Here is a 23,982-nt window from a genome sequence, read left to right as displayed (position 1 = left end):
TTATTTGAACCAGCCGGCAATCGCATTGCCGATCGCGGCACCCATGTCGCTGATCGCATTCATCGTCGAGGTCCAGGCCTCGATCTGCCCGCCGCCGGCGCCATACAGGATCGGCTTCATGCTGGTGTAGTGATCGGCGGCGGTCGCGAAAAAGCAATCGGGGATCTTCGCAGGGTTCAGCTTGTAGGTGGCCCAGCGCTTGTAGAACTTGTCGGCCAGCAGCGGCGCCTCGGCATCGGGAATCGTGCGCCGGAATGCCAGTACGTTGCGTGTGCCGCGGCCGATCATCGCGTTGGCGAACGACGGCTCCCAGCCGGTCAGGCAGGTGCTCGAATAAAACAGGTAACGAGGCACGCTCGGCACGTTGGCTGCCGCCTTGATCTGCGCATCGCCGAAGCGCGGCACCGGGGTGATGTGGACGATGCTGCGCCACTCGGACTTTGTATACGTCGATTCGCCGGGATCGTTGACGCCGATGCCGGAGTTGTCGCTGCGTTTCAGCACATTGCCGTGGCTGGCCATGTGGAAGACATAGCTGTTGCGCAGCAGCGATCCCCAGTCGGGGCGGCCGATGCCGACCACTGTCAGGTTCTGCACCTGCGCCTTCGAGTGCCGCACGCCGTTCAGCACCGCGGCCACCGCATTCGCCTCCGGCAATACGCCGGCCAAGGTGCTGCTTTCGGCGACGCAGGGGTGCCAGTATTTGAGGGTCAGGCAGGCGGCGCGCTGTCCGGTGAAATCCTTTGGCGTCTCTTCGTTGAGGCCCTTGTAGTTGACGCTGCACTTGAAATAGTAGAAGGGCCGGTTCCAGGTCCGCCAGATATCGTGGCTGGCATCGAAGACCCATTCCGGCGGCTTGCCGGTCGCCGGGTCGACGACCTTGCCGCCCTGCACGACCAGGTCGTTGAACTGGCCCTCCTTGACCTGCGCGCCGCTGTGGCACAGGTGGATCGTCATCGATGCCGTGCTGCCGTCCGGCACATTGGTCGTTTCGCCGATCAGTTCGACCTTCGCTTCTTCCGGCACGACGTCGGTCGGTGGCGTCGCCGGCGGCCAGCCGCTGTTGTGGTCCGGCGTCACCCAGGGCTTGGACCAGCGCACCTTCAGCGTCGGCACCGGCTCGCCGGGTTTGGTGCCGGGTTTGTCGGGTTTCGGGCTTGTGCCGCCGCCACCGCCGCCGTTGTCATCACCTGGGCAATCGCAGGGCTGGGCGCCGGGACCCGGTTTCTTGCCAGGGCCGCCACCGGCCACGCCGCCACCTGCGGCGACATAGGCATTGCGCCACTCGCGACGCAAGGCGGCCTGCGTCGGATCGGTGGCGCTGAGCGGAATCCGGCTGCCGTCGGCCGCGATGAATTCCGGATGTTTTGCGTAGAACGCATCGTCGGCCGCCTTGACGGCGGCCGGGTCCAGCGGGCGCTTCAGATCGCTCATCCGGACGGCCGATCGAGAAAGACCTGCACCTCGTCGAGGCGGGCGACCTTTTCGGTGGCGCTCAGCGCGTCATCGTCGAGGATCTCGCCGGCCCACGGCTGCTTCGGATCGGTATCGAAATCCTCGCCATGGCGCAGCATCAGGCCGCAATAGAAGCGGATATGGGCTTCGCCGACCAGACCATAGGTTTCGGCATTCCGGCTGCCGGTGTCGACAAGCTGGCGCATCGCTGTATCGTCGCGCGGGCTCGTCTGCTGCGGGAAATCCTGGCGCAACTGCGCAATCAGTCGGTCGACGAAAGCTTGCTTCTGGTCGGCACCGATGCGGGCGAACTGTTCGGCGGTCAGGGTCAGCATCTGTCCTCCTTGCCTGGGCAGGGCCACATCCGGCATGGCTGGTCACGCTGCAACGCGATGATCGGTCAATCGCGACCATAACGGAATCCCGCAGACGCGTCAGCCGGCAACGCCGGCCGGAATGTGACTTTTCGGCGCTTCCGGCCGTTTGCGGCAACGCTGGACTCCAGGGCGCGCTCGCCCGCGGGGACTTGTTCAGCGTCGCCTCACCTGTCGGCGGCCATCCAGTCGGCCCAGTGGTCGATGCAGGCGCGTATCTTCGGCAGCCGGTGACGCTGCGGCAGCATCACCGCATACATCGGCACCGGCTCGGTGCTCGCCTGCTCGGCCATCACCGGCAGCAATTCGCCGCTGGCGACCAGCCGCCGCGCGACGACATCGCTGAGCCGGCCAATGCCGACACCGCGGCGCACCAACGCGAGCACGATCGCCGAATTGTCGGTTCGCGTGTGGCCTTGCGCGAGGAACTCGCGGCGCTGCGCGCCGTCGGCGATCGTCCAGTGGTTCAGCGCCGGACTGACGCTGTAGCTGATCAGCCGGTGCCGCGGCAGATCGTCGACCGAGGTCGGCAGGCCGAAGCGCTCGGCATAAGCCGGTGCCGCATACAGCGAGCGCGTCATCTGGCCGATCCGTCTCGCGACCAGCGTTTCGCTGGCCGTCGTGCCGGTGCGGATCGCGACGTCGATGCCTTCACGCGACATGTCGACGATGCGGTCGTCGGCGGCGATGTCGACATGGATGTCGGGGTGGCGCTGGTACAGCGCGTTCAGGCTCGGCACGATCACCGCCTCGGCCAGCAGCGGGCTGACGCTGACCCTGACCCAGCCGCTCGGCCCGCTGATCTTGCCGCTGAGGTCGGCCTGCAATTGCGCGGTTGCATCGAGCAGCGTGCGTGCGTAGGCAAGAAAGGTGTCGCCTTCGTCGGTCAGGCTGAGGCCATGCGTCGTCCGGTGCAGCAGCCGCACCGCGCAGGCGCGTTCGAGGCGCACCAGCGAGCGGGTGACCTGGCTGACCGGCGCATCGCGCTCGCGCGCCGCCGCAGACAAGGTGCCGAGATCGACGATGCGGACAAAAAGCCGCACGTCATCGAGTTGGATCTGCATGCGCCACTATCGTCTGGTATTGCAAATAGTGCAATACGGATAGCGAATTTTGGTGGTTTCCGAGCGACTGGAGAGTACATAGAGTGCAACCCATCGGCACCCACAGGGAGACTCTGATGAACACCTTCAACGATTCCGACCGCTACACACCCGAGATGCTGGCGGCGATGCACGATGCAGCAAAACGCCAGGCCGCCGAACTGCGCGCGCAGGCGATCAGTGATTTCTGGGACCGCATCGGCGATGCATTGGCGACCCGGCAATGGCAGGCCCGCCGCGCCGCAGAGCGTTTTGCGCGCAGCCTCGCACGGCACGCCCGGCGGCGCGCTGCAGCGGCGCCGGCCAAACCATCGCAGGCCTGCTGCTGACGACGTCGCGCCGGCCCGTGCCCCTGGCCGGCCTTGCATCAGCGGCTGATGCGCGCGGCCTCGGCCTCCATCCGCGAGACCAGTGTTTCCATCTGCTCGACCACCGCCTGCACCGTCTCGCGTCGCGTCAGGTCGACGCCGGCCTTTTTCAGCTGCGCCATCGGGTGGTCGTTGCCGCCGCTTTTCAGCAGCGTCAGATAACGCTCGGTGGCCGCGGCGCGAGAGGCGGCATCGCCGCTGGTGATCGCGTTGAACAGTTCGGCCGACGAGGCAAAACAGGTCGCGTACTGGTAGACGTAGTAGGGCGAGTTGAAGAAGTGCGGTATCCGCGCCCAGCTGGTCTGGTAGAAGTCGTCGATCGTCACCGCGTCGCCGTAATAGTCTTTCAGCAGCCGGCCGTAGAGACTGTTCAGCACCGCGGTGGTGACCGGCTCGCCACGCTCGACCAGCCGGTGCGCCTGCAGTTCGAAATCGGCGAACATCACCTGCGTGTAGAAGGTGTTGACGATCGCATCGACGGCATGCTGCAGCAGCAGGAAGCGCTCCTTCGGGTCGCTGGTCTGCTGCAGCAGGTGCTCGAGCAGAAAACGTTCGTTCATCGTCGACGCCACTTCGGCGACGAAGATCGTGTACGACGAGGTGATGAATGGCTGGTGCGCGTACGACAACACCGTGTGCATCGCATGGCCGGCTTCGTGCGCGAAGGTGAAGGCCGATTCGAGCGTGTCGTTGTGGTTCAGCAGCAGATACGGCCCGACGCCGTAGACGCCGGCGCTGTAGGCGCCGCTGCGCTTGCCGGGTGTCTCGTAGACGTCGATGCGGCCGCCGGAGACAAATTTGCGGAAACGCTGCTGGTAGTCGGCGCCGAGCGGCGCAACCGAGGCCAGTGCAAGCTCGCGCGAACGTTCATAGGGGTAGCGCTGCTCGCTGCGGAAGATTGGCACGCTGCTGTCGTAGAAGTGGTAGCTGTCGAGCCCGAGCAGCCGCTTGCGCAGCCGCGCATAACGCTGCAGCGGCGCGGTACCGGCGCGGGTCGCCTCGATCAGCGTCGTCACGACAGCCGGCGGCACCGCGTTGTCGTCGACCGCGGCATCGAGCGTGCTGCCGAAGCGGCGCGCCTGCGCGAGAAACCAGTCGCGCTGCAGCACGCCCTGGTAGATCGCCGCATAGGTGTTGGCGGTTGCCGCATAGGTGCCGACATGGGCGGCAGCCGCTTTCGCACGGTCGGCCTGGTTCGGGTTGCTGTCGAGCAGCGCGCGGTAGTTCGCCGGTGTCAGCGTCACCTCGCTGCCGTCGGCCAGCGTGATGGTCGGGAAGCGGATGTCCGAGGTGCTCAGTTCCTGGAAGGCCTCGCGCGGCGATTGGGCAAAGCGGCCGGCCAGCGCGAGCAGCCGCTCGCCCTGTTCGTCGAGCACATGGGCCTGGCGGCGGTAGTTGTCGAGGATCGTGAAGCGATACGGCGCCAGTGCCGGCGTGCTGGCAATCCAGGCTTCCATCGTCGGCTGCGCGATCGTCAGCAGTTCCGGCGTGAACCAGGCGGTTGCGGTGTCGAATTTCGCGAAAACGGCCGAGACCTGCTGGAAGCGGGCAGCGACCTCCTGGTTGCGTGAATCGAGGTCGCGCTGCAGCTGCGGATAGCGGTAGACGAGGTATTGCAGCTTGCCGATCTCGTCATAGGCGCGGTAGGCATCGAGCACCGCCTGCGGTCCTTTTGCCAGCGAGCCCTTGCGTGCGGCGAACGCATCCATCTTCGCTTCCATCTGCCGCAGCGCCGCTTCCCAGGCCGGCCAATCCTTGAAGATCGGTGTCAGGTCCCAACGGTATTCAGCGGCGATGTCGGCGCGCTGGCGAACGTCGCTCCGCGCCTCGGCGGCGGCGATCGCATTGCAGGCAAGGCTGGCGGCGCAGAATAGGCCGGCGAGGGTGGGGAGGCGTTTCACGAAAGGCGATACCGAAGATGTTGCTGACGAGGGCGACTGTATATGGCTGACGCACGCTTTGCGATCGACCCCGACGTGGCCATCGCGGCGACGCTGCCGAGCGCGTTTTACCTCGACCCGCTGGTCTGCCAGCAGGTGCGGGAGAAGATTTTTGCGAGCGCATGGCACTGGCTCGGCCGGCTCGACGATGTCGCTGCGCCCGGTTCGCTGGCACCGCGAGAATTGCTGCCGGGTCTGCTCAACGAACCGCTGCTGCTGGCGCGTGACCTCGCCGGCAAGCTGCGCTGCCTATCGAATGTCTGCACCCACCGAGCGAGCCTGCTGGTGCAGCAGCCTTGCCGCGCCGACCACATCCGCTGCCCCTACCACTCGCGGCGATTCGAGCTCGATGGCCGGCTGCGCACGATGCCGGGCTTCGACGGCGTGCGCAACTTTCCGTCGGCCAGTGACGACCTTCCTGAACTCGCCTTCGGCGAATGGGCCGGCCATGGCTTTGCGTCGTTGTCGCCGCGCTGGCCGCTCGCGAGCTGGCTCGACGAGATGGCGCAGCGGCTGGCGTGGCTGCCGGCAAAGGAGTGGCCGGCCGATGCGAGCCGATCCCGCAGCTTCGAGTTCGATGCCCACTGGGCCTTGTATGTCGAGAATTACCTCGAAGGGCTGCACATCCCGTTTGTCCATCCCGGCCTGAGCGGCGCGCTCGACCCGGCCGGCTACCGGTATGAACTTGGCGAAGCCGCGGTGCTGCAACTCGCGCTCGCGCGCGACGGCGAAGCGGCCTTCGAGCCGCCGGCCGGCTCGCCGGACCACGGCCTGCGCGTCGCCGCCTATTACTGGTGGCTGTTTCCGAACCTGATGCTGAATTTCTACCCGTGGGGCTTGTCGGTCAACGTCGTCGAGCCGATCGGCATCGCGCGCACCCGGGTGCTGTTCCGCAGTTTTGTTGCCGATCGATCGCTGCTCGGGCAGGGTGCCGGCGGCGCACTCGATCCGGTCGAAGCGGAAGACGAGGCGGTGGTCTGCAGCGTGCAACGCGGCATCCGATCGCGCCTCTATCGACGCGGCCGCTATTCAGCCCGACATGAGCGCGGCGTGCACCACTTCCATCGGCTGATCGCTGCCGCGCTCAGCGCCTGAGCTCGTCGGTCAGCCTTCGGGCGCGAGCTTGTCCTGCGTGCGGTTTGCGAAGTCGGATGCGTCGTGGCGCTCGTGCAGCTGGCTTGCCGGATCGCCCCAGCGGCGATTGACCATGCGGCCGCGCTTGACCGCCGGCCGCGCGGCGATCTGTTCGGTCCAGCGCTGCACATTCTTGTACTGCTCGACCTGCAGGAATTCGCCTGCGCTGTAGAGCAGGCCCTTCGCTAGCGCGCCATACCAGGGCCAGACCGCGATGTCGGCAATCGTGTAGGCGTCGCCGCCGAGGTACTCGCTGTCCGCGAGCCGGCGGTCGAGCACGTCGAGCTGGCGCTTGACCTCCATCGCGAACCGGTCGATCGCATATTCGATCTTGAACGGCGCATAGGCATAGAAGTGGCCGAAGCCGCCGCCGAGGTAGGGCGCGCTGCCCATCTGCCAGAACAGCCACGACAGGCATTCGGCGCGCCTGGCCGGCTCGATCGGCAACATGGCGTTGCCGAATTTCTCGGCCAGGTAGATCAGGATCGCGCCGGATTCGAAGACGCGGATCGGTTGCGAACCGCTGCGGTCCATCAATGCCGGAATCTTCGAGTTCGGATTGACCTCGACAAAACCGCTGCCGAACTGGTCGCCATCGTTGATGCTGATCAGCCAGGCATCGTATTCGGCGCCGGCATGGCCGAGTGCGAGCAATTCCTCGAGCATCACCGTCACCTTGACGCCGTTCGGCGTCGCCAGCGAATAGAGCTGCAGCGGGTGTTGGCCGACCGGCAGCGCCTTGTCGTGGGTCGGCCCGGCGATCGGCCGGTTGATGTTCGCGAACTTGCCGCCGCTTTCCTTGTTCCAGACCCAGACCTGGGGCGGCTCGTAGTTCGTCGTCGAATCGTTCATGCAGGGCAACTCCAGTGGGGACAGCGCGCGGATTGCGCTTAGGCAGACGGCCGCTGATCGAAGCCGTCGAACTCGCCGTCGGCCGGAAAGACCTCGACCGAGGAGACAACAGCCGCCGGCGGACCGCGGCGCGCCCACGCGATGATGCCATCGACCGCTTCGGCGCTGCCCTGCACGACGGCCTCGACCGAACCGTCGCGCCGATTGCGCACCCAGCCCGACACACCGAGCCGCCGCGCCTGCTCGACCATCGACCAGCGGTAGCCGACACCTTGCACGCTGCCGCGGATCTCGAGCCTCGATGTGGTGGTGCTCATCGGTCAGAAGGTTGGCGGCATCGGGATGCCCGGGTCGGGTGTCGGCCGGTAGTCCCGTGCGGTCGTCGTTGCGACTTCATGCAGGCTGGCCTCGGCCCCGCTTGCCACTCAGATATCGAACTTCACCCCCTGCGCCAGCGGCAAGGCACCCGAGTAGTTGATCGTATTGGTCGCGCGGCGCATGTAGTTGCGCCAGGCGTCGCTGCCGGATTCGCGGCCGCCGCCGGTCTGTTTTTCGCCGCCGAAGGCGCCGCCGATCTCGGCGCCGGAGGTGCCGATATTGACGTTGGCGATGCCGCAGTCGCTGCCGCCGGCGGCGAGGAAGGCCTCGGCCTCGCGCAGGTCATTCGTGAAGATCGCCGACGACAGGCCTTGCGGCACCGCGTTGTGCATCGCGATCGCATCGGCGAGCTGGTCGTAGCGCATCGTGTAGAGGATCGGTGCGAAGGTTTCCTCGCAGACGATCGGCGTCTGTTGCGGCATCTGCACCAGTGCCGGCGCGGCATAGCAGGCGTCGGCAGCACCAGGGACTTCGACCCGCTCGCCGCCGGCGACCTTGCCGCCTTGCTCGCGGGCCTGCGCCAACGCAGCCTGCATGCCGTTGAATGCCGCCTCGTCGATCAGCGGACCGACCAGCACGCCGGAATCGCGCGGGTCGCCGACCCGCAGGCTGGCGCGCGCGCGCTCGAGGCGGGCGGCCAGTTCATCGTGGATGCTGGTGTGGGCGATCACGCGGCGCGTCGTCGTGCAGCGTTGACCGGCAGTGCCCCAGGCGCCAAAGGCGATGCCGCGCACCGCCAGGTCGAGGTCGGCACTCGGCGCGACGATGATCGCGTTGTTGCCACCGAGCTCGAGCAGGCAGCGGCCGAAACGTGCCGCGACGCGCGGACCGACCGCACGGCCCATCCGGGTCGAGCCGGTGGCCGACAGCAGCGCGACGCGCGGGTCGTCGACCAGCGCCTCACCGACCGCGGCGCGGCCGATCAGCACCTGGCTCAATGCATCCGGCGCCTCGCCGCCTTCGGCGCGGAATCGCGTCACCGCGGCGTCGAACAAGGCCTGGGTCGCGAGCGCCGTCAGCGGCGTCTTTTCGCTCGGCTTCCAGACCAGCGAATTGCCGCAGACGAGTGCCAGCGTCGCGTTCCAGCTCCAGACCGCGACCGGAAAATTGAAGGCGCTGATGACGCCGACGACGCCGAGCGGGTGCCACTGTTCCATCATCCGGTGGCCGGGCCGTTCGCTGGCGATCGTCAGCCCGTGCAACTGGCGCGACAGGCCGACCGCGAAGTCGCAGATGTCGATCATCTCCTGCACTTCGCCGGCGCCTTCGCTGGTCACCTTGCCGGCCTCCAGCGTCACCAGCGCTGCCAGCGTCGACTTGTGGCGGCGCAGTTCGTCGCCGAACAGCCGCACCAGCTCGCCACGGCGCGGTGCCGGCACATCTCGCCACGCCGTGAACGCTGCATGCGCGCGGCCGACGGCCGCATCGACCTGGCCGGCGTCGGCCTCGTGCACAGCCGCGCCTTGGCGGCCGTCGATCGGCGAACGGGCAGCCAGCGAGCCGCCGTTGTAAAGCGATTCGGCCACGCCGAGGGTCGAGAGCAGGGAGGCGGCGTCGGTGGGTCTGATGGTCATGGCGGTATCGATGGATGGCGCAGCGGCGCGGTCAGCTGATCGACTCTACATGGCGCGACTGCTGGTAGGCGCTGCCGAAACGGTTGGCAAGAAAAACCGGCAGTTCGATCTGTTCCTGGCGGACGAAGCCACGTTGCGGCAGCACGCCTTCGCGGAACAGGTCGACCGCGGCGCAGATGCCGGCCGCGGTGGTGATCTGGATCGCCGACAAGGGGGCGGTTTCGCTGCGATCGGCAAAGATCTTGCGGGCGAATACCTCTTGCAGCAGATAGCCGCTGCGCAAGCCGCTGACGGTGACGAAGACGAGCACGACATCCTGCATCGTGCCCGGCACGCTCTTGCGCAGGATGTCCTTGATCGTCTGCTGGTCGTCCTTCAATTGCAGATCCTCGAGCAGCATCTTCATCAAGGCCTGGTGGCCCGGATAACGCACGCTCTTGTAGTCGAGCGTGCGCACCCGGCCGGCCAGCGTGTCGCACAGCGTGCCGAGGCCACCGCTGGTATTGAAGGCCTCGTATTCGGTGCCGTCGAGAGAAAAATGTTCGAGTCCTTCGAGCGGCAGCACCTCGATGCGCTCGCCGTCGCGGATCGCCTCGCACGGATGGCAGTATTCGTTGATCAGCCCGTCGACGCTCCAGGTCAGGTTGTATTTCAACGCATTGGTCGGGAAGGCCGGCAGCGCGCCGACGCGCATCTTCACGTCGTGCAGCGTCTCGAAGCCTTTCGTCAGGTGATGCGCGACGATGCCGATGAAACCCGGCGCGAGGCCGCACTGCGGCATCAGCACGGTATTCGCGCCGTCGGCGAGCTGGCGGATCGCGCGGGTCGCCGCGACGTCTTCGGTCAGGTCGAAATAGTGGCAACCGGCCTCGCGCGCAATCGTCGCGGTCGCCACCGCGAGATGGTAGGGCAGCGCGTTGACAACGGTCTCGTGGCCGCCGCGCAGTTCGGCCAGCAGTGCATCGCCGTCGCTCGTGTCGACGGTGCGCACCGCGATGCCGTCGCCGGCCAGGCGTTCGAGCGCGGCCGGGTTGCGGTCGATCACCGTGACGCGGTAATCACCGCTGCCGGCCAGCAAGCACGCAATCGTCTGGCCGATGTGGCCGGCGCCAAGCAACGCGATCTTCATCAAAACGCTCCTGGTGATTGCAATGCAACCGCAGGATATCGCGACTGTCGACGGCGCCGGAGGTCTTGCGACCGCCCGGCGCGGCGCGCCTCAACGTTCGGCGTTGGCGTCGGCCACCGTCAGCGCGGTCATGTTGACGAGCCGCCGGACGGTTGCGCTGGCGGTCAGGATGTGCACCGGCTGCGCCGCACCGAGCAGCACCGGGCCGATCGCGATGTTGCCGCCGGCAGCGGTCTTCAGCAGGTTGTAGGCGATGTTTGCCGCGTCCAGGCTCGGGAAGACCAGCAGGTTGGCATCGCCGGCCAGCGTCGTATTCGGCATCAGTTGGCTGCGCTGCTTGCCGTCGAGCGCGACATCGCCGTGCATCTCGCCGTCGACCTCGAGTTCCGGCGCATGTTGGCGCAGCAGTTCGAGCGTCTGGCGCATCTTCAACGCGCTCGGCTGGTCGCTGGTGCCGAAATTCGAATGCGACAGCAGCGCGACCTTCGGCGTCAGGCCGAAGCGGACCATCTCCTCGGCCGCCATCATCGTGATCTTCGCCAGTTCGGCCGGCGTCGGGTCGTAGTTGACGTGGGTGTCGACGAGGAAGACCTGGCGCCCGGGCAGCAGCAGGCCGTTCATGCAGGCATAGACCTGGACGTCGGGCAGCCGATCGCTGCCATTCGGCGCGCGCAGGCCGATCACCTGGTCGATGTAGTGCAGGTGCTGCTTGGTCGTGCCCCAGGTGCCGCAGATCAGGCCGTCGACGCCGCCGGTGTGCAGCAGCATCGAGCCGATCAGCGTCAGCCGGCGCCGCATCTCGATCTTCGCGGTCTGCACCGTATGGCCCTTGCGCTCGGTCAGGCGGTGGTAGGTCTGCCAGAACTCGCGGTAGCGGTGGTCCTGCTCGACATTGACGATGTCGTAGTCAAGTTCTTCCTGCAGGCGCAAGCCGAATTTCTCGATCCGCTGCGCGATGATCGCCGGGCGGCCGATCAGCGTCGGCCGGGCGATGCCTTCGTCGACGATGATCTGCACCGCACGCAGCACGCGCTCTTCCTCGCCTTCTGCAAATGCGACCCGCTTCTTCTGCGCACGGCGGGCGGCGTCGATGATCGGCTTCATCATCGTCCCCGACGCATAGACGAACTGCTGCAGCTTGTCGCGGTAGGCGTCGAGGTCGGCGATCGGGCGCAGCGCGACGCCGCTTTCGGCAGCCGCCTTCGCCACGGCCGGCGCGATCATCATCATCAATCGCGGATCGAAGGGCTTCGGAATCAGGTATTCGGGACCGAAGCTGAGCTTTTCACCGACGTAGGCTGCGGCGACGCGTTCGCTCTGCTCGGCCTGCGCCAGGTCGGCGATCGCGTGCACCGCGGCAATCTCCATCTCGTCGGTGATCGTCGTCGCGCCGCAGTCGAGCGCGCCGCGGAAGATGTACGGGAAACACAGGACGTTGTTGACCTGGTTCGGATAGTCGGTGCGGCCAGTCGCCATGATCACGTCACCCCGCACCGCATGCGCCTCTTCCGGCGAAATTTCCGGATTCGGATTGGCCAGCGCAAAGATCACCGGCCGCGCGGCCATCGAGCGCACCATGTCCGCCTTCAGCACGCCACCGGCCGACAGGCCGAGAAAGACGTCGGCGCCTTCGATCACCTCGGCGAGCGTGCGCGCATCGGTCTTCTGCATGAACTGGCGCTTGTCGTCGTCCATCAGCTGGGTGCGGCCTTCGTAGACGACGCCGGCCAGATCGGTGACGAAGACGTTTTCGCGCTTCAGCCCGATCTTCAGCATCAGGTTCAGGCAGGCCAGCGCCGCCGCACCGGCGCCGGAGGCCACCAGCTTGACTTCGCGGATGTCCTTGTTCGCGACCTTCAGGCCGTTCAGCATCGCCGCAGCAACGGTGATCGCGGTGCCGTGCTGGTCGTCGTGGAAGACCGGAATCTTCATCCGCTTGCGCAGTTCGCGCTCGACATAGAAGCAGTCCGGGGCCTTGATGTCCTCGAGGTTGATCGCGCCGAAGGTCGGCTCGAGCGCGGCGATCACGTCGACCAGCCTGGCCGGATCCTTCTCGTCGATCTCGATGTCGAACACATCGACACCGGCAAATTTCTTGAACAGCACACCCTTGCCTTCCATCACCGGCTTCGACGCCAGCGGGCCGATGTCGCCGAGGCCGAGCACCGCGGTGCCGTTGGTGATCACCGCGACCAGGTTGCCGCGAGCCGTGTACTTGAATGCATTGTTGGGATCGGCAACGATTTCCTCGCAGGGCGCCGCCACACCAGGCGAATAGGCGAGCGCCAGGTCATGCTGGTTGACGACCTGCTTGGTCGCGCTGATCGCGATCTTGCCCGGCGTCGGAAACTCGTGGTAGGCGAGTGCGGCGCGGCGCAGTTCGGCGCGCTTGTCTTCGACGGACGGTGCGTTCGAGGCTTTATCGGGCGATTGGGACATGGCAGGGACTTTCAACAATTTCTCGCATGCGGGAAGGGGCCGGCCAGACAGAAACGATCCGCGCGAACCAGCGGGCAACGACGATGCGCTCGGGCGGCCGGATCTGCCGGCCCGGGCACCGCATTTTCATCCAGGAATCGCTCGAGCCCCGAAACACCGGTGGGCGGCCGGGTTCCGGGCCGCTTTCGCCCGCTTGCATCGCGGACCCTGGTGTTGTGCGCTCGAGCGGTTGATCGCGGTCGGCACGGCGTCCCGGGCGCGCGATTGCCCATCCTCCGATCGCGAAAAATCAGCGTCGAGGGTTTACCCGATTAGTTGACCCGGGTCAATTTAAAAACAGCGACCCAAGCCGGAAGATGCGGTCCTCGAAAGTTGCACCGCACCCCTGTCAGGAAGCGCTGAAGACTTCCAGTGTGGTGCATCGACCTAGGGAATGACCGGAGGCGGTTGTCCGACAAATCGACGGCAATTCGTCTTCTAATTTGAAAGACGCCCCGAATATACGGATGTACTGATGTAGCGTCAGATTCGGCCGCCGAAGTCAAGAACTCGCAGTTGACCACCACCAGGAGACAACATGTTCAAGAAGCCCACCCTTACCTCAGGTTCGAAGATCGTCCGCGCCGCACTGACGACCGCCGCATTGGCTGGAATCGGTTTTGCCGCGCCGGTGATGGCGGCCTGGGAGCCGACCAAGCCGGTCGAGTTCGTCGTGCCGGCGGGTACCGGCGGCGGTGCCGACCAGATGGCCCGGCTGATCCAGGGCATCATCGTCAAGCACAAGCTGATGAAGGAGTCGATGATCGTCGTCAACAAGTCGGGCGGCGCCGGTGCGGAAGGCTTCATGGAGGTCAAGGAGTCGAAGGGCAACCCGCACAAGATCATCATCACGCTGTCGAACCTGTTCACGACGCCGATGGCTACCGGCATCCCGTTCGGCTGGAAGGACATGACGCCGGTCACGATGATGGCGCTCGACCAGTTCGTGTTGTGGGTCAACGCCGACAGCCCGTACAAGACCGCGAAGGACTACATCGACGCGACCAAGGCCGCCGGCCCGAGCAAGATGAAGATGGGCGGCACCGGCTCGAAGCAGGAAGACCAGATCATCACCGTCGGCATCGAGAAAGCGACCGGCACCAAGTTCATCTACATCCCGTTCAAGGGGGGTGGTGACGTCGCGGTGCAGTTGGTTGGTGGCCACATCAATTCGACCGTCAACAACCCGGTCGAGGCGGTGTCGCAGTGGCGTGCCGGCAAGCTGCGTCCGCTGTGCGTGTTCGACGACCAGCGCATGCCGTACAAGGAGAAGGTCACCGAGACGATGTCGTGGGCAGACATCCCGACCTGCAAGGAGTCCGGCGTGCCGACCGATTACGTGATGCTGCGCGGCATCTTCATGGCTCCGGGCGTGACGCCCGACCAGGTGGCTTACTACAACGACCTGATGAAGAAGGTCCGCGAGACGCCGGACTGGAAGGACTTCATGGAGAAGGGCGCCTTCAACACCACCGCGATGAACGGTCCGGAGTTCGTCAAGTGGCTGACCACTGCCGAGGCGACGCACAAGCAGCTGATGACCGAAGCGGGCTTCATCGCGAAATAAGCCGCTGCGGGGTGCGCGCAGGCGTGCCCCGCTGCAGTGGTTGCGGCGGACCTGCCGCAACGGGGGCGGATGCGCTGCGGTCCGCCTGCTTTCAGATCAACCGACAGCCAGCAGGCGGGTAGTGCTTACCGCCGGCCGGGCTGTCTGCTGCCGACCCAGAGAGGCAGCGATTCCGCCGCACCGGCACCCTCGCCAACCCTGGAACGAAACATGTCAGACCACCAAGCATCGGCATCTCCGACCGTCGTCAACAACAACACGATGGATGCGATCGTCGCCGCCATCCTCCTGCTCATCGGCATCGTCGTGATGTTCGAGGCAAACCGGCTGGGCTCGTCCTGGACCGATGACGGCCCGGGTTCGGGCTATTTCCCGTTCTACATCGGTCTGATCCTGTGTGTCTCGGCGCTCGGCATCTTCTACCAGGCGGTGCTCAGCAAATCGAAGGACACCGGCGCATTCGTCGATCGTGAGCAGCTCGGCCGCGTGCTGTCGGTGCTGCTGCCGGCCGGCGTCTTCGTGCTGGCGATCACCTTCCTCGGCATCTATATCGCGTCGGCGGTCTACATCACGCTGTTCATGGTCATCCTCGGCAAGTACTCGAAGGCCAAAAGCCTGTTCCTCGGAGTGGCGGTTGCCGCGTTCTTCTTCGTGTTGTTCGAAGTCTGGTTCAAGGTCCCGCTCTACAAGGGCAATCTGGATCCCTTGGGCTTCCTTGGCTACTGATCTGTCAACCATCTACGTGGACGCCGGCAGGCGAGCCTTTTGAATACTCTGGAGCTGGACAAATGGAAGCACTTGGTTCATTGATGGAGGGATTTGCGGTCGTTTCGACGCCCGCAAATATCGGATTGATGTTCGTCGGCATCATCCTCGGCGTGTTGATCGGCGTGCTGCCGGGCCTCGGCGGCGCCAACGGCGTCGCGATCCTGTTGCCGCTGACGTTCTCGATGTCGCCGACTTCGGCGATCGTGATGTTGTCGTGCCTGTACTGGGGCGCGCTGTTCGGCGGCGCAATCACCTCGATCCTGTTCAACATACCGGGTGAGCCATGGTCGGTCGCAACGACCTTCGACGGCTACCCGATGGCGCAGCGCGGCAAGGCCGGGCAGGCGTTGACGGCGGCGTTCACGTCGTCGTTCGTCGGCGCCTTCGTCGCGGTGCTGATGATCACCTTCCTCGCGCCGCTGGTTGCGAGCTTCGCGCTCGAATTCGGTTCACCCGAGTTCTTCGCGGTCTACCTGCTGACCTTCTGCAGCTTCGTCGGCATGGGCAAGGGTTCGCCGTTCAAGATCCTGACCTCGATGGCGCTCGGTTTTGCGCTGGCATCGGTCGGCATGGACACGGTGACCGGCCAGCTGCGGCTGACCTTCGGCTTCCACGAGCTGATGCGCGGTTTCGACTTCCTGATTGCGGTGATCGGCCTGTTCGGCATCGGCGAAATCCTGCTGTCGATGGAAGAGGGCCTGAAGTTCTCCGGCAAGACTGCGAAGATCAATCCAAAGGTCGTCTGGGAAACCTGGAAGATGCTGCCGCAGTTCTGGGTCACGTCGCTGCGCAGCTCGATGGTCGGTATCTGGATGGGCATCACCCCGGGTGGCGCTACGCCGGCATCGTTCATGAGCTACGGCCTGGCGAAGAAGATGTCGCGCACCGGTGACAAGTTCGGCACCGGCGAGATCGAAGGCGTGGTCGCACCGGAAACCGCGGCCCACGCCGCCGGTACCAGCGCGCTGCTGCCGATGCTCGCACTCGGCATCCCGGGTTCGCCGACCGCTGCGGTGCTGCTCGGTGGTCTGCTGATCTGGGGCCTGCAACCCGGCCCGCTGCTGTTCGTCGAGCAGAAGGACTTCGTCTGGGGCCTGATCGCCAGCATGTACCTCGGCAACGTCGTCGGCCTGATCGTCGTGTTGTCGACGGTGCCGCTGTTCGCATCGATCCTGCGGATTCCGTTCTCGATCATCGCGCCGGTGATCATCGTGATCTGCGCGATCGGTGCCTACACCGTCGCCAATGCGCTGATGGACGTCTGGCTGATGCTTGCCTTCGGCATCATCGGTTATGTGTTCAAGAAGCTCGACTATCCGCTGGCGCCGCTGGTCCTGGCCCTGGTGCTCGGCGACAAGGCTGAAAACGCGTTCCGCCAGTCGATGCTCGCTTCGCAAGGCAACCTCGGCATCATGTGGTCGAACTGGCTGGTCGGCTCGATCACCACGCTCGCCCTGGTGATGCTGTTCTGGCCGCTGATCGCGAAAGTGATTGCGCTGGCCAAGCCGCCGAAGGCACAGGACTTCCCTGAAGAGCAGCCGGTCGAATAAGCAGACGAAAAAGGAGAAACGCGATGCCCGTGATTGCATTCACCCAGGAAATGGGTTCGCTGGCGAAGGACGTTGCCGTCAAGCTGGCCGAAGAGATGAAGCTCGACATCGCGCGCCATGAGGTGATCGACAACGTCGCGAGCCGGATGCACGTGCCGAAGAGCCTGGTCAGCCGGCTGCGCGAAGGCAAGGCCGGCACGATCGAGCGGATGCGTGCCGACCGCGACGCGATGGCGATCTTCACTGCCGAGGAGGTGCTCGAGGTGGCGGAGCGCGGCAATGTCGTGCTCCGCGGCTGGGGCTCGACCTGCCTGTTGCGGCCGATCAGTCATGTCGTGACGGTGCGCATCACGCGCCCGTTCGAACAGCGGGTCGAGTGGCTGATGAAGCATCTCGACACCGACGACCGCGATGCGGCGCGCGAGGAGATCGAGCGCAGCGACAGCGCGCATGCCGCGCGCATGCACGAGCTGTTCGGCGTCAGCTGGGGCGACCCGCTGCTCTACGATATCGTGCTCAACACCGACCGGCTGTCGGTCGATGCCTGCGTGCAGGTGATCCGCGAACTGGCAAGCCGGCCGGAATTTGCCGAGACGGCGGAGTCCCGCCAGCAGATCGCCAACCTGACGCTGGAGGCGCAGATCCGCTCGGCGCTGCGCGCCGACGATCGCACCGAGGAAGTGCGCGTGACGATCACCGCCGACCAGGGCAAGGTGGTGCTCAGCGGCATTGTCCTCGACGACGCCCAGAGCAAGTTGACCGCCGAGGTTGCGGCCGGCGTCGCCGGCGTCTCGAAAGTGGATAATCAGCTCCGGCTGATGAGCAAGTTCCGGCGTTTCACGCATTCGAAAACCTGAGCACTCGCGCCACGGCGCTTGTCTGCACGAGGCGCCGCGTTCCAATCGGATCCAGGTCGGGTGCGTGATGCGCTGCCCTGGGTTCTCCACCATCTACAGGTCGGCGCGCCCGACATTTTCAAGAGAAGGTCGAAATGCAGGAGTTCATGACGCCAGAGTTCTGGATCGCGGTCGGTCAGATCATCATGATCGACATCCTGCTCGGGGGCGACAATGCCGTGGTGATCGCGCTGGCCTGCCGGCAGCTGCCACCGAAGCAGCGCACCCAGGGCATCATCTGGGGCACCGCGGGCGCGATCATCCTGCGCGTGATCCTGATCTTCTTCGCGCTGACGCTGCTGGCGATCCCGTTCCTGAAGATCGTCGGCGGCTTGCTGCTGGTGTGGATCGGCGTCAAGCTGCTGGTGCCGGAGGATGAAGACGGCCACGGCAATATCCAGGGCAGCGACAAGCTGTTCACTGCGGTGAAGACCGTGATCATTGCCGACCTGGTGATGAGTGTGGACAACGTGATCGCAATCGCCGGTGCGGCCGAAAGCGTCGGCGGCGATCACAAGATGCCGCTGGTGATCTTCGGTCTGCTGGTCAGCATTCCGATCATCGTCTGGGGCAGCAAGCTGGTGATCAAGCTGATGGACCGCTTCCCGATGATCATCACGCTCGGCGGCATGCTGCTCGGCTGGATTGCCGGCACGATGGCGATCACCGACCCGGCGATCGTCAATCCGGAAGTGATGGCAAACCTGCCGAAACTGGTCGTCAGCGACACGATGAAATATGCGGCCGGCGTCGCCGGAGCGCTGCTGGTGCTGGCGATCGGCAAATGGATGGGCCGCAACAAGCCGAAGGCGGCTGGCGAAACCCAGCACGCCTGAGTCGGCCCAGCCAAACAGGGAGCCCGGCAGCTGCCGGGCTTTTTTATTGCCGGAACCCGCGCAACGCGGGCGGTGGGCCGGCGATTTTCTAGATCTTCCCGCTCTTGCGCAGCCGCGACAGGGTTTCGGCCGACAGGTTCAGGTACGACGCCAGCTGCTTCTGCGGAATGCTGTCGACGAGGTCCGGGTGCTTGCGCTCGAATCGGTGCACACGGCCGGGCGCATCGAGCAGGTGCAGCGTGATCGTGTGCGCCATCACCTCGCTCATCAGCTGCATCACCTCGAACTCGAAACTTTCCTTGAATGCGGGCCGGCGTTCGATGAAATCGACCCAGAACGGCATCGGCACCTTGGCAACCCGGGTCTTCGTGACACAGACGATGCTGTATGGCGTCGGCGTCTTCAACCGCCAGGCGGCGTAACTTGTCTCCATGTCGCCAGCTGCGGCGAAGCGCAGGATCATCTCCTTGCCTTCGGCATTGGCAACGACGCGCTTCAGGATGCCGTCGAGAATGAAATATTGCTCCATCTCGCGCACGCCCTGGTCGAGCAGCGATTCGCCCTTGGCGGCGTCGACGATCTGGAACTCGCTTGCAAGCACCGCAAGATCGGTATCCGACATGCCTTGCAGCATCTGATGCTTGCGCAACTGAAGACGAATGACATTCGTCTCAGGATGATTCCCGAGGGGGATCACGGTAGCGTCCTTGGTGTATTCCCGCATCCTAGATTGTTGAAAGTTGACCGGGGTCAACGGCGTATGGAACAACCCTAAATCATAGTCTCGTTACGCACCGGGGACGCTGCGCCGCTGAGGCAGGACCCGTTCGGCTGCCTCGAGCGGCGTTGATCCGGAGCAGGGCGCGAGCGCCTCGCAGGCCGCCTGCAGTCGAGCGGCATCACTTGAAGGCAAAACCGAGAGAGATCTCACATGGATGACAACACACAATCGCAAGAGTTGACGGATGGCTTTCATCTGGTCATCGACGCCCTGAAGCTGAATGGCATCGATACGATCTACGGTGTCCCCGGCATTCCGATCACCGACCTGACGCGCAAGGCGCAGGCTGAAGGCATGCGGGTGATTTCCTTCCGTCACGAGCAGCACGCGGGCAATGCGGCCGCCGCGGCGGGCTTTCTGACGCAGAAACCGGGCATCTGCCTGACGGTGTCTGCACCCGGATTCCTGAACGGGCTGACGGCGCTCGCCAATGCGACGACGAACTGCTTCCCGATGATCCTGATCAGCGGCTCGAGCGAGCGCGAGATCGTCGATCTGCAGCAGGGCGACTACGAGGAAATGGACCAGCTGGCGATTGCCAAGCCGCTGTGCAAGGCCGCGTTCCGCGTGCTGCACGCCGAGGACATCGGCGTCGGCATCGCGCGGGCGATCCGCTCGGCGCTGTCGGGCCGGCCGGGTGGCGTCTACCTCGACCTGCCGGCCAAGCTGTTCTCGCAGTCGATGGAGGCCGAGGCCGGCAAGCGTTCGCTGATCAAGGTCGTCGACGCTGCACCGAAGCAGCAGCCAGGCCAGGATGCCGTGCAGCGCGCCGTCGACCTGCTGAAGGGCGCGAAGAAGCCGCTGATCATCCTCGGCAAGGGCGCCGCCTATGCGCAGGTCGATGCGGAGATCCGCAGCTTCGTCGAGAAATCCGGCATTCCCTACCTGCCGATGTCGATGGCCAAGGGCCTGCTGCCCGACACCCATCCGCAATCGGCCTCGGCGGCTCGTTCGTTCGTGCTCGCCGAAGCTGACGTGGTGCTGCTGGTCGGCGCGCGGCTGAACTGGCTGCTGTCGCACGGCAAGGGCAAGACCTGGGGCGGCGAGAAGGCCGCGACGCGGCAATTCATCCAGATCGACATCTCGCCGACCGAAGCGGACAGCAACGTCGCGATCGCCGCACCGCTGGTCGGCGACATCGGCTCGTGCGTGTCGGCACTGTCGGCCGCGATGGGCAGCAGCTGGGCCAAGCCGCCGACCGACTGGACCGGCGCGATCGCCGACCGGCGCGACAAGAACCAGTCGAAGATGGCCGCGACGCTGGCGCAGAATCCGTCGCCGATGAATTTCCACAGCGCGCTCGGCGCGATCCGCGACATCGTCAAGGCGCGCCCGGATGCGATCGTCGTCAACGAAGGCGCCAATACGCTCGATTTCGCGCGCAGCATCGTCGACATGTACGAGCCGCGCAAGCGCCTCGACGTCGGCACCTGGGGGATCATGGGCATCGGCATGGGCTTCTCGGTTGCTGCGGCGGTCGAGACCGGCAAGCCGGTGATCGCGATCGAGGGCGACAGCGCATTCGGCTTCAGCGGCATGGAAGTCGAGACGATCTGCCGCTACAACCTGCCGGTCTGTGTCGTCGTCTTCAACAACAACGGCATCTACCGCGGCACCGACGTCAATGCCGGTGGCGGCCAGGACGTGGCGCCGACGGTATTCGTCAAGGATGCGCGTTACGAGATGATGATGCAGGCCTTCGGCGGCGTCGGCGTGCGCGCCGAAACGCCGGAGCAGCTGTCGAAGGCGATCAACGAGGCGGTGAAGAGCGGCAAGCCGACGCTGGTCAACGCGATCATCGATGAAACAGCCGGCACCGAAAGCGGCCGGATCACCAGTCTGAACCCGCAAAGCGCGGCGAAGAAGAAGTAAGTCAACCTGTACAGGAGCAACACATGAGCAACAAGCCACTCGAAGGCATCAAGATCATCGACTTCACCCACGTCCAGGCCGGTCCGGCCTGTACCCAGCTGCTGGCATGGTTCGGCGCTGACGTGATCAAGGTCGAGCGCCCGGGAGCCGGCGACGTCACGCGCAGCCAGCTGCGCGACATCCCGGATGCCGACGCGCTGTATTTCACGATGCTCAACAGCAACAAGCGCTCGTTGACGCTGGACACCAAGAAGCCCGAGGGCAAGGCGATCCTCGAGAAGCTGATCAAGGAATCCGACGTGATGGTCGAGAATTTCGGCCCTGGCGCGCTCGACCGCATGGGCTTCACCTGGGAGTACATCCAGAAGCTGAACCCCGGCATGATCCTGGCGTCGGTGAAGGGCTTCTCGGAAGGCCACCACTACGAGGACCTGAAGGTGTACGAGAACGTCGCGCAGTGCGCCGGCGGTGCCGCATCGACCACCGGCTGGTGGAAGGGCGAGAACAGCGAGCCGACGATCTCGGCCGCCGCGCTCGGCGACAGCAACACCGGCATGCACCTGGCGATCGGCATCCTGACCGCCTACATCGGCAAGCAGAAAACCGGCAAGGGCCAGAAGGTCGCGTGCTCGATGCAGGACGCGGTGCTGAACCTGTGCCGCGTCAAGATGCGCGACCAGCAGCGCCTCGAGCGCGTCGGCTACCTCGAGGAGTACCCGCAGTATCCGCACGAGATGGCGGCCTTCGAGAGCAAGGTCACGCCGCGTGGCGGCAATGCCGGCGGCGGCGGCCAGCCGGGCTGGATCCTGAAGTGCAAGGGCTGGGAGACCGACCCGAACGCGTACATCTATTTCACGGTGCAGGGTCATGCCTGGGAGCCGATCTGCGATGCACTCGGCAAGCCGGAATGGAAAACCGACCCGGCCTACACGACCGCGAAGGCGCGCCAGCCGCACATCGAGCAGATCTTCGCGACGATCGAGGACTTCATCAAGGACAAGACCAAGTTCGAGGCGGTCGACATCTTCCGCAAGCACGACATTCCTTGCGCCCCGGTGCTGTCGATGCACGAACTGCTGCGCGACGAGTCGCTGCGCAAGAGCGGCTCGATCGTCGAGGTCGCGCACCCGGTTCGCGGCAGCTACTGGACGATCGGCAGCCCGATCAAGTTCTCCGATCTGAAGCCGGAAGTCACCGCATCGCCGCTGCTCGGCGAGCATACCGACCAGGTGCTGAGCGAACTCGGCTATACCGAGTCGCAGATCAAGGAAATCCACGCCGCGAAGGCAGTCTGACGCGCGCGATGGCCGCCGCCTGCGGCGGCCAGCACGACGGCGCCCTGCGGGGCGCCGTTTTCGTTTGGAGAACAATCAACAGTTTTTATGCTGGCTTTGAAGATTGATTGCCCGCGGTCAATGTTCCAAGCCCGCAGCGGGCCGTAGCATTTGCCGCAATCACACATGGAACCCCGGAGGAAACAATGAGCAAGGCGCTGGAAGGCTACCGAATCCTCGACTTCACCCACGTGCAATCGGGCCCGACCTGCACGCAGTTGCTGGCGTGGTTTGGTGCCGACGTGATCAAGGTCGAGCGCGCAGGCGAGGGCGATGCGACGCGCACCCAGTTGCGCGACATTCCCGATGCCGACAGCCTGTATTTCACGATGCTCAACCACAACAAGCGCTCGGTGACGATCGACACCAAGAAGCCGAAAGGCAAGAAGGTGCTCGAGGATCTGATCAAGCGCTGCGATGTGCTGGTCGAGAATTTCGCGCCGGGCGCGCTCGACCGAATGGGCTTCAGCTGGGAGCGCATCCATGAGCTCAATCCGAAGATGGTGGTCGCGTCGGTGAAGGGTTTCGGACCCGGCAAATACGAGGATTGCAAGGTCTACGAAAACGTCGCTCAGTGCGCCGGTGGCGCCGCATCGACGACCGGCTTCGATGACGGCCCGCCAATGGTCAGCGGCGCGCAGATCGGCGACAGCGGCACCGGCCTGCACCTGGCGCTCGGCATCCTCGCCGCGCTGCTGCAGCGGCAGAACAGCGGGCGCGGCCAGAAGGTGTTGGCGCCGATGCAGGATGCGGTGCTGAACCTGTGCCGCGTCAAGCTGCGCGACCAGCAGCGCCTTGAGCGCACTGGCACGATGCACGAATACCCGCAGTATCCCGACGGCAAGTTCGGCGATGCGGTGCCGCGCGCCGGCAACGCATCGGGCGGCGGCCAGCCGGGATCGATTCTTCGCTGCAAGGGCTGGGAGACCGATCCGAATGCCTACATCTATTTCATCACCCAGGCCGCCGTCTGGCCGGCGGTGTGCAAGGTGATCGGCGAGGAAGGCTGGATCACCGACGAGGCCTTCGCGACCCCGGCGGCCCGATTGCTGCACCTGAAGCCGATCTTCCGCCGCATCGAGGAATGGACGATGACGAAGGACAAGATCGAGGCGATGGAGATCCTGAACCAGTACGACATTCCCTGCGGCCCGATCCTGTCGATGAAGGAGATCGCGCACGATCCGGAACTGCGTGCCAGCGGCACCGTCGTCGAGGTCGATCATCCGGTGCGCGGCAAATACCTGACGGTTGGCAATCCGATCAAGCTGTCGGACAGCCCGACCGTCGTGAAGCGCTCGCCGCTGCTCGGTGAACATACCGAAGAGGTGCTCGAGCAACTCGGCTACAGCCAGTCGCAGATCGCCGAACTGCGCGCTGAGCGGGTCATCTGAAGCGAAACGGGCTGGCCGTGTGCTGGCCCGTTCCGACGCGCGGTGGTCCCTGCGAACCATAACTCCAGACAAATGGTTTTCGCAAACTACTTTAACTGTTATTTATCGTTCGGCTCGCCAACAATGGGTTTGTCGCCGCCGCCATCGCGCCGTCTGCCGCCCGTTGCGGCGATCCGCGAAGCCGGCACCGCAAGCTCGC

20 protein-coding genes are annotated in these 23,982 nt (G+C 65.0%); 10 read left to right on the top strand and 10 right to left on the bottom strand.

Going from position 1 to position 23,982, the window contains the following annotated elements; genetic code table 11:
• The 3 genes from ACNH6H_RS01820 to ACNH6H_RS01810 all read right to left on the bottom strand — a co-directional run bounded on the left by ACNH6H_RS01820 (nucleotide 1) and on the right by ACNH6H_RS01810 (nucleotide 2,893).
• Complete coding sequence (locus ACNH6H_RS01820) at nucleotides 1–1,434, bottom strand: hypothetical protein (RefSeq protein WP_418315122.1); 1,434 nt, start codon at nucleotides 1,432–1,434, stop codon at nucleotides 1–3.
• Nucleotides 1,431–1,790: a hypothetical protein gene (locus tag ACNH6H_RS01815; RefSeq protein WP_418315120.1), complete on the bottom strand. Its 360-nt coding sequence runs from the start codon at nucleotides 1,788–1,790 to the stop codon at nucleotides 1,431–1,433. Before ACNH6H_RS01815 ends, ACNH6H_RS01820 begins: the two co-directional genes overlap by 4 nt.
• A gap of 206 nt (nucleotides 1,791–1,996) precedes the next feature.
• Complete coding sequence (locus ACNH6H_RS01810) at nucleotides 1,997–2,893, bottom strand: LysR family transcriptional regulator (protein WP_418315118.1); 897 nt, start codon at nucleotides 2,891–2,893, stop codon at nucleotides 1,997–1,999.
• A 116-nt stretch (nucleotides 2,894–3,009) separates the two neighbouring features.
• Between ACNH6H_RS01810 and ACNH6H_RS01805 the strand changes: the two genes are divergently transcribed.
• The gene (locus ACNH6H_RS01805; RefSeq protein WP_418315117.1) at nucleotides 3,010–3,261 is read left to right on the top strand and encodes a hypothetical protein; all 252 of its coding nucleotides are present in this window, start codon (nucleotides 3,010–3,012) and stop codon (nucleotides 3,259–3,261) included.
• 38 nt (nucleotides 3,262–3,299) lie between these two features.
• On the opposite strand, the gene pepF is transcribed toward ACNH6H_RS01805, so the two are convergent.
• Nucleotides 3,300–5,201: an oligoendopeptidase F gene (pepF, locus tag ACNH6H_RS01800; protein ID WP_418315115.1), complete on the bottom strand. Its 1,902-nt coding sequence runs from the start codon at nucleotides 5,199–5,201 to the stop codon at nucleotides 3,300–3,302.
• 42 nt (nucleotides 5,202–5,243) lie between these two features.
• Between pepF and ACNH6H_RS01795 the strand changes: the two genes are divergently transcribed.
• Nucleotides 5,244–6,335: an aromatic ring-hydroxylating oxygenase subunit alpha gene (locus ACNH6H_RS01795; RefSeq protein ID WP_418315114.1), complete on the top strand. Its 1,092-nt coding sequence runs from the start codon at nucleotides 5,244–5,246 to the stop codon at nucleotides 6,333–6,335.
• Nucleotides 6,336–6,344: 9 nt separating this feature from the next.
• Here the strand turns inward: ACNH6H_RS01795 and yghU are convergent, their stop codons facing one another.
• From yghU to ACNH6H_RS01770, 5 genes are all read right to left on the bottom strand, one after another.
• The gene (yghU, locus tag ACNH6H_RS01790) at nucleotides 6,345–7,226 is read right to left on the bottom strand and encodes a glutathione-dependent disulfide-bond oxidoreductase (protein ID WP_418315112.1); all 882 of its coding nucleotides are present in this window, start codon (nucleotides 7,224–7,226) and stop codon (nucleotides 6,345–6,347) included.
• Nucleotides 7,227–7,264: 38 nt separating this feature from the next.
• Nucleotides 7,265–7,543 (bottom strand): acylphosphatase, encoded by a 279-nt coding sequence (locus ACNH6H_RS01785; protein ID WP_418315111.1) that lies wholly within the window; start codon nucleotides 7,541–7,543, stop codon nucleotides 7,265–7,267.
• Between the two features lie 108 nt (nucleotides 7,544–7,651).
• Complete coding sequence (locus ACNH6H_RS01780; RefSeq protein ID WP_418315110.1) at nucleotides 7,652–9,178, bottom strand: aldehyde dehydrogenase family protein; 1,527 nt, start codon at nucleotides 9,176–9,178, stop codon at nucleotides 7,652–7,654.
• A gap of 31 nt (nucleotides 9,179–9,209) precedes the next feature.
• Nucleotides 9,210–10,307, bottom strand: a complete 1,098-nt coding sequence (locus tag ACNH6H_RS01775; RefSeq protein ID WP_418315108.1) for a saccharopine dehydrogenase NADP-binding domain-containing protein — start codon at nucleotides 10,305–10,307, stop codon at nucleotides 9,210–9,212.
• 90 nt (nucleotides 10,308–10,397) lie between these two features.
• Complete coding sequence (locus ACNH6H_RS01770; RefSeq protein ID WP_418315106.1) at nucleotides 10,398–12,746, bottom strand: NADP-dependent malic enzyme; 2,349 nt, start codon at nucleotides 12,744–12,746, stop codon at nucleotides 10,398–10,400.
• Nucleotides 12,747–13,419: 673 nt separating this feature from the next.
• Here ACNH6H_RS01770 and ACNH6H_RS01765 point away from each other — a divergent pair.
• From ACNH6H_RS01765 to ACNH6H_RS01745, 5 genes are all read left to right on the top strand, one after another.
• The gene (locus ACNH6H_RS01765; RefSeq protein WP_418321186.1) at nucleotides 13,420–14,352 is read left to right on the top strand and encodes a Bug family tripartite tricarboxylate transporter substrate binding protein; all 933 of its coding nucleotides are present in this window, start codon (nucleotides 13,420–13,422) and stop codon (nucleotides 14,350–14,352) included.
• Between the two features lie 210 nt (nucleotides 14,353–14,562).
• Nucleotides 14,563–15,078 (top strand): tripartite tricarboxylate transporter TctB family protein, encoded by a 516-nt coding sequence (locus ACNH6H_RS01760; RefSeq protein ID WP_418315105.1) that lies wholly within the window; start codon nucleotides 14,563–14,565, stop codon nucleotides 15,076–15,078.
• 62 nt (nucleotides 15,079–15,140) lie between these two features.
• The gene (locus ACNH6H_RS01755) at nucleotides 15,141–16,670 is read left to right on the top strand and encodes a tripartite tricarboxylate transporter permease (protein ID WP_418315104.1); all 1,530 of its coding nucleotides are present in this window, start codon (nucleotides 15,141–15,143) and stop codon (nucleotides 16,668–16,670) included.
• 23 nt (nucleotides 16,671–16,693) lie between these two features.
• Entirely contained in the window at nucleotides 16,694–17,527 is an 834-nt protein-coding gene (locus tag ACNH6H_RS01750; protein ID WP_418315103.1) for a cytidylate kinase family protein, read from the top strand.
• A 134-nt stretch (nucleotides 17,528–17,661) separates the two neighbouring features.
• Nucleotides 17,662–18,402, top strand: a complete 741-nt coding sequence (locus ACNH6H_RS01745; protein WP_418315101.1) for a TerC family protein — start codon at nucleotides 17,662–17,664, stop codon at nucleotides 18,400–18,402.
• 88 nt (nucleotides 18,403–18,490) lie between these two features.
• On the opposite strand, the gene ACNH6H_RS01740 is transcribed toward ACNH6H_RS01745, so the two are convergent.
• Nucleotides 18,491–19,099 carry a Crp/Fnr family transcriptional regulator gene (locus tag ACNH6H_RS01740; RefSeq protein ID WP_418321184.1) on the bottom strand — a complete coding sequence of 203 codons (609 nt, stop codon included), beginning with the start codon at nucleotides 19,097–19,099 and terminating at the stop codon, nucleotides 18,491–18,493.
• A gap of 234 nt (nucleotides 19,100–19,333) precedes the next feature.
• Here ACNH6H_RS01740 and oxc point away from each other — a divergent pair, with 234 nt between their 5' ends.
• The 3 genes from oxc to frc (ACNH6H_RS01725) all read left to right on the top strand — a co-directional run bounded on the left by oxc (nucleotide 19,334) and on the right by frc (ACNH6H_RS01725) (nucleotide 23,783).
• Nucleotides 19,334–21,055 (top strand): oxalyl-CoA decarboxylase, encoded by a 1,722-nt coding sequence (gene oxc, locus ACNH6H_RS01735; RefSeq protein WP_418315099.1) that lies wholly within the window; start codon nucleotides 19,334–19,336, stop codon nucleotides 21,053–21,055.
• A gap of 23 nt (nucleotides 21,056–21,078) precedes the next feature.
• A complete protein-coding gene (gene frc, locus ACNH6H_RS01730) occupies nucleotides 21,079–22,350 on the top strand; it encodes a formyl-CoA transferase (protein WP_418315098.1) in 1,272 nt (423 codons plus the stop codon).
• A gap of 185 nt (nucleotides 22,351–22,535) precedes the next feature.
• Nucleotides 22,536–23,783: a formyl-CoA transferase gene (frc, locus tag ACNH6H_RS01725; protein ID WP_418315096.1), complete on the top strand. Its 1,248-nt coding sequence runs from the start codon at nucleotides 22,536–22,538 to the stop codon at nucleotides 23,781–23,783.
• Nucleotides 23,784–23,982: the final 199 nt, after the last annotated feature.

Source organism: Pseudideonella sakaiensis, assembly GCF_048320135.1.
GTDB classification, from domain to species: domain Bacteria; phylum Pseudomonadota; class Gammaproteobacteria; order Burkholderiales; family Burkholderiaceae_C; genus Ideonella_A; species Ideonella_A sakaiensis_A.
Note: the sequence above shows the minus strand (reverse complement) of the source record. Positions and strands in the feature narration are given on the sequence as shown.

Bases quoted from the DNA above. Each gene is read 5' to 3' on its own strand.
- ACNH6H_RS01755 (WP_418315104.1), top strand. From the start codon at position 15,141: ATGGAAGCACTTGGTTCATTGATGGAGGGATTTGCGGTCGTTTCGACG.
- yghU (WP_418315112.1), bottom strand. From the start codon at position 7,226: ATGAACGATTCGACGACGAACTACGAGCCGCCCCAGGTCTGGGTCTGG.
- ACNH6H_RS01750 (WP_418315103.1), top strand. From the start codon at position 16,694: ATGCCCGTGATTGCATTCACCCAGGAAATGGGTTCGCTGGCGAAGGAC.
- ACNH6H_RS01780 (WP_418315110.1), bottom strand. From the start codon at position 9,178: ATGACCATCAGACCCACCGACGCCGCCTCCCTGCTCTCGACCCTCGGC.
- ACNH6H_RS01785 (WP_418315111.1), bottom strand. From the start codon at position 7,543: ATGAGCACCACCACATCGAGGCTCGAGATCCGCGGCAGCGTGCAAGGT.
- ACNH6H_RS01815 (WP_418315120.1), bottom strand. From the start codon at position 1,790: ATGCTGACCCTGACCGCCGAACAGTTCGCCCGCATCGGTGCCGACCAG.
- ACNH6H_RS01810 (WP_418315118.1), bottom strand. From the start codon at position 2,893: ATGCAGATCCAACTCGATGACGTGCGGCTTTTTGTCCGCATCGTCGAT.
- ACNH6H_RS01805 (WP_418315117.1), top strand. From the start codon at position 3,010: ATGAACACCTTCAACGATTCCGACCGCTACACACCCGAGATGCTGGCG.
- frc (WP_418315096.1), top strand. From the start codon at position 22,536: ATGAGCAAGGCGCTGGAAGGCTACCGAATCCTCGACTTCACCCACGTG.
- ACNH6H_RS01795 (WP_418315114.1), top strand. From the start codon at position 5,244: ATGGCTGACGCACGCTTTGCGATCGACCCCGACGTGGCCATCGCGGCG.
- oxc (WP_418315099.1), top strand. From the start codon at position 19,334: ATGGATGACAACACACAATCGCAAGAGTTGACGGATGGCTTTCATCTG.
- ACNH6H_RS01765 (WP_418321186.1), top strand. From the start codon at position 13,420: ATGGCGGCCTGGGAGCCGACCAAGCCGGTCGAGTTCGTCGTGCCGGCG.
- ACNH6H_RS01775 (WP_418315108.1), bottom strand. From the start codon at position 10,307: ATGAAGATCGCGTTGCTTGGCGCCGGCCACATCGGCCAGACGATTGCG.
- ACNH6H_RS01770 (WP_418315106.1), bottom strand. From the start codon at position 12,746: ATGTCCCAATCGCCCGATAAAGCCTCGAACGCACCGTCCGTCGAAGAC.
- ACNH6H_RS01745 (WP_418315101.1), top strand. From the start codon at position 17,662: ATGCAGGAGTTCATGACGCCAGAGTTCTGGATCGCGGTCGGTCAGATC.
- ACNH6H_RS01820 (WP_418315122.1), bottom strand. From the start codon at position 1,434: ATGAGCGATCTGAAGCGCCCGCTGGACCCGGCCGCCGTCAAGGCGGCC.
- frc (WP_418315098.1), top strand. From the start codon at position 21,079: ATGAGCAACAAGCCACTCGAAGGCATCAAGATCATCGACTTCACCCAC.
- ACNH6H_RS01760 (WP_418315105.1), top strand. From the start codon at position 14,563: ATGTCAGACCACCAAGCATCGGCATCTCCGACCGTCGTCAACAACAAC.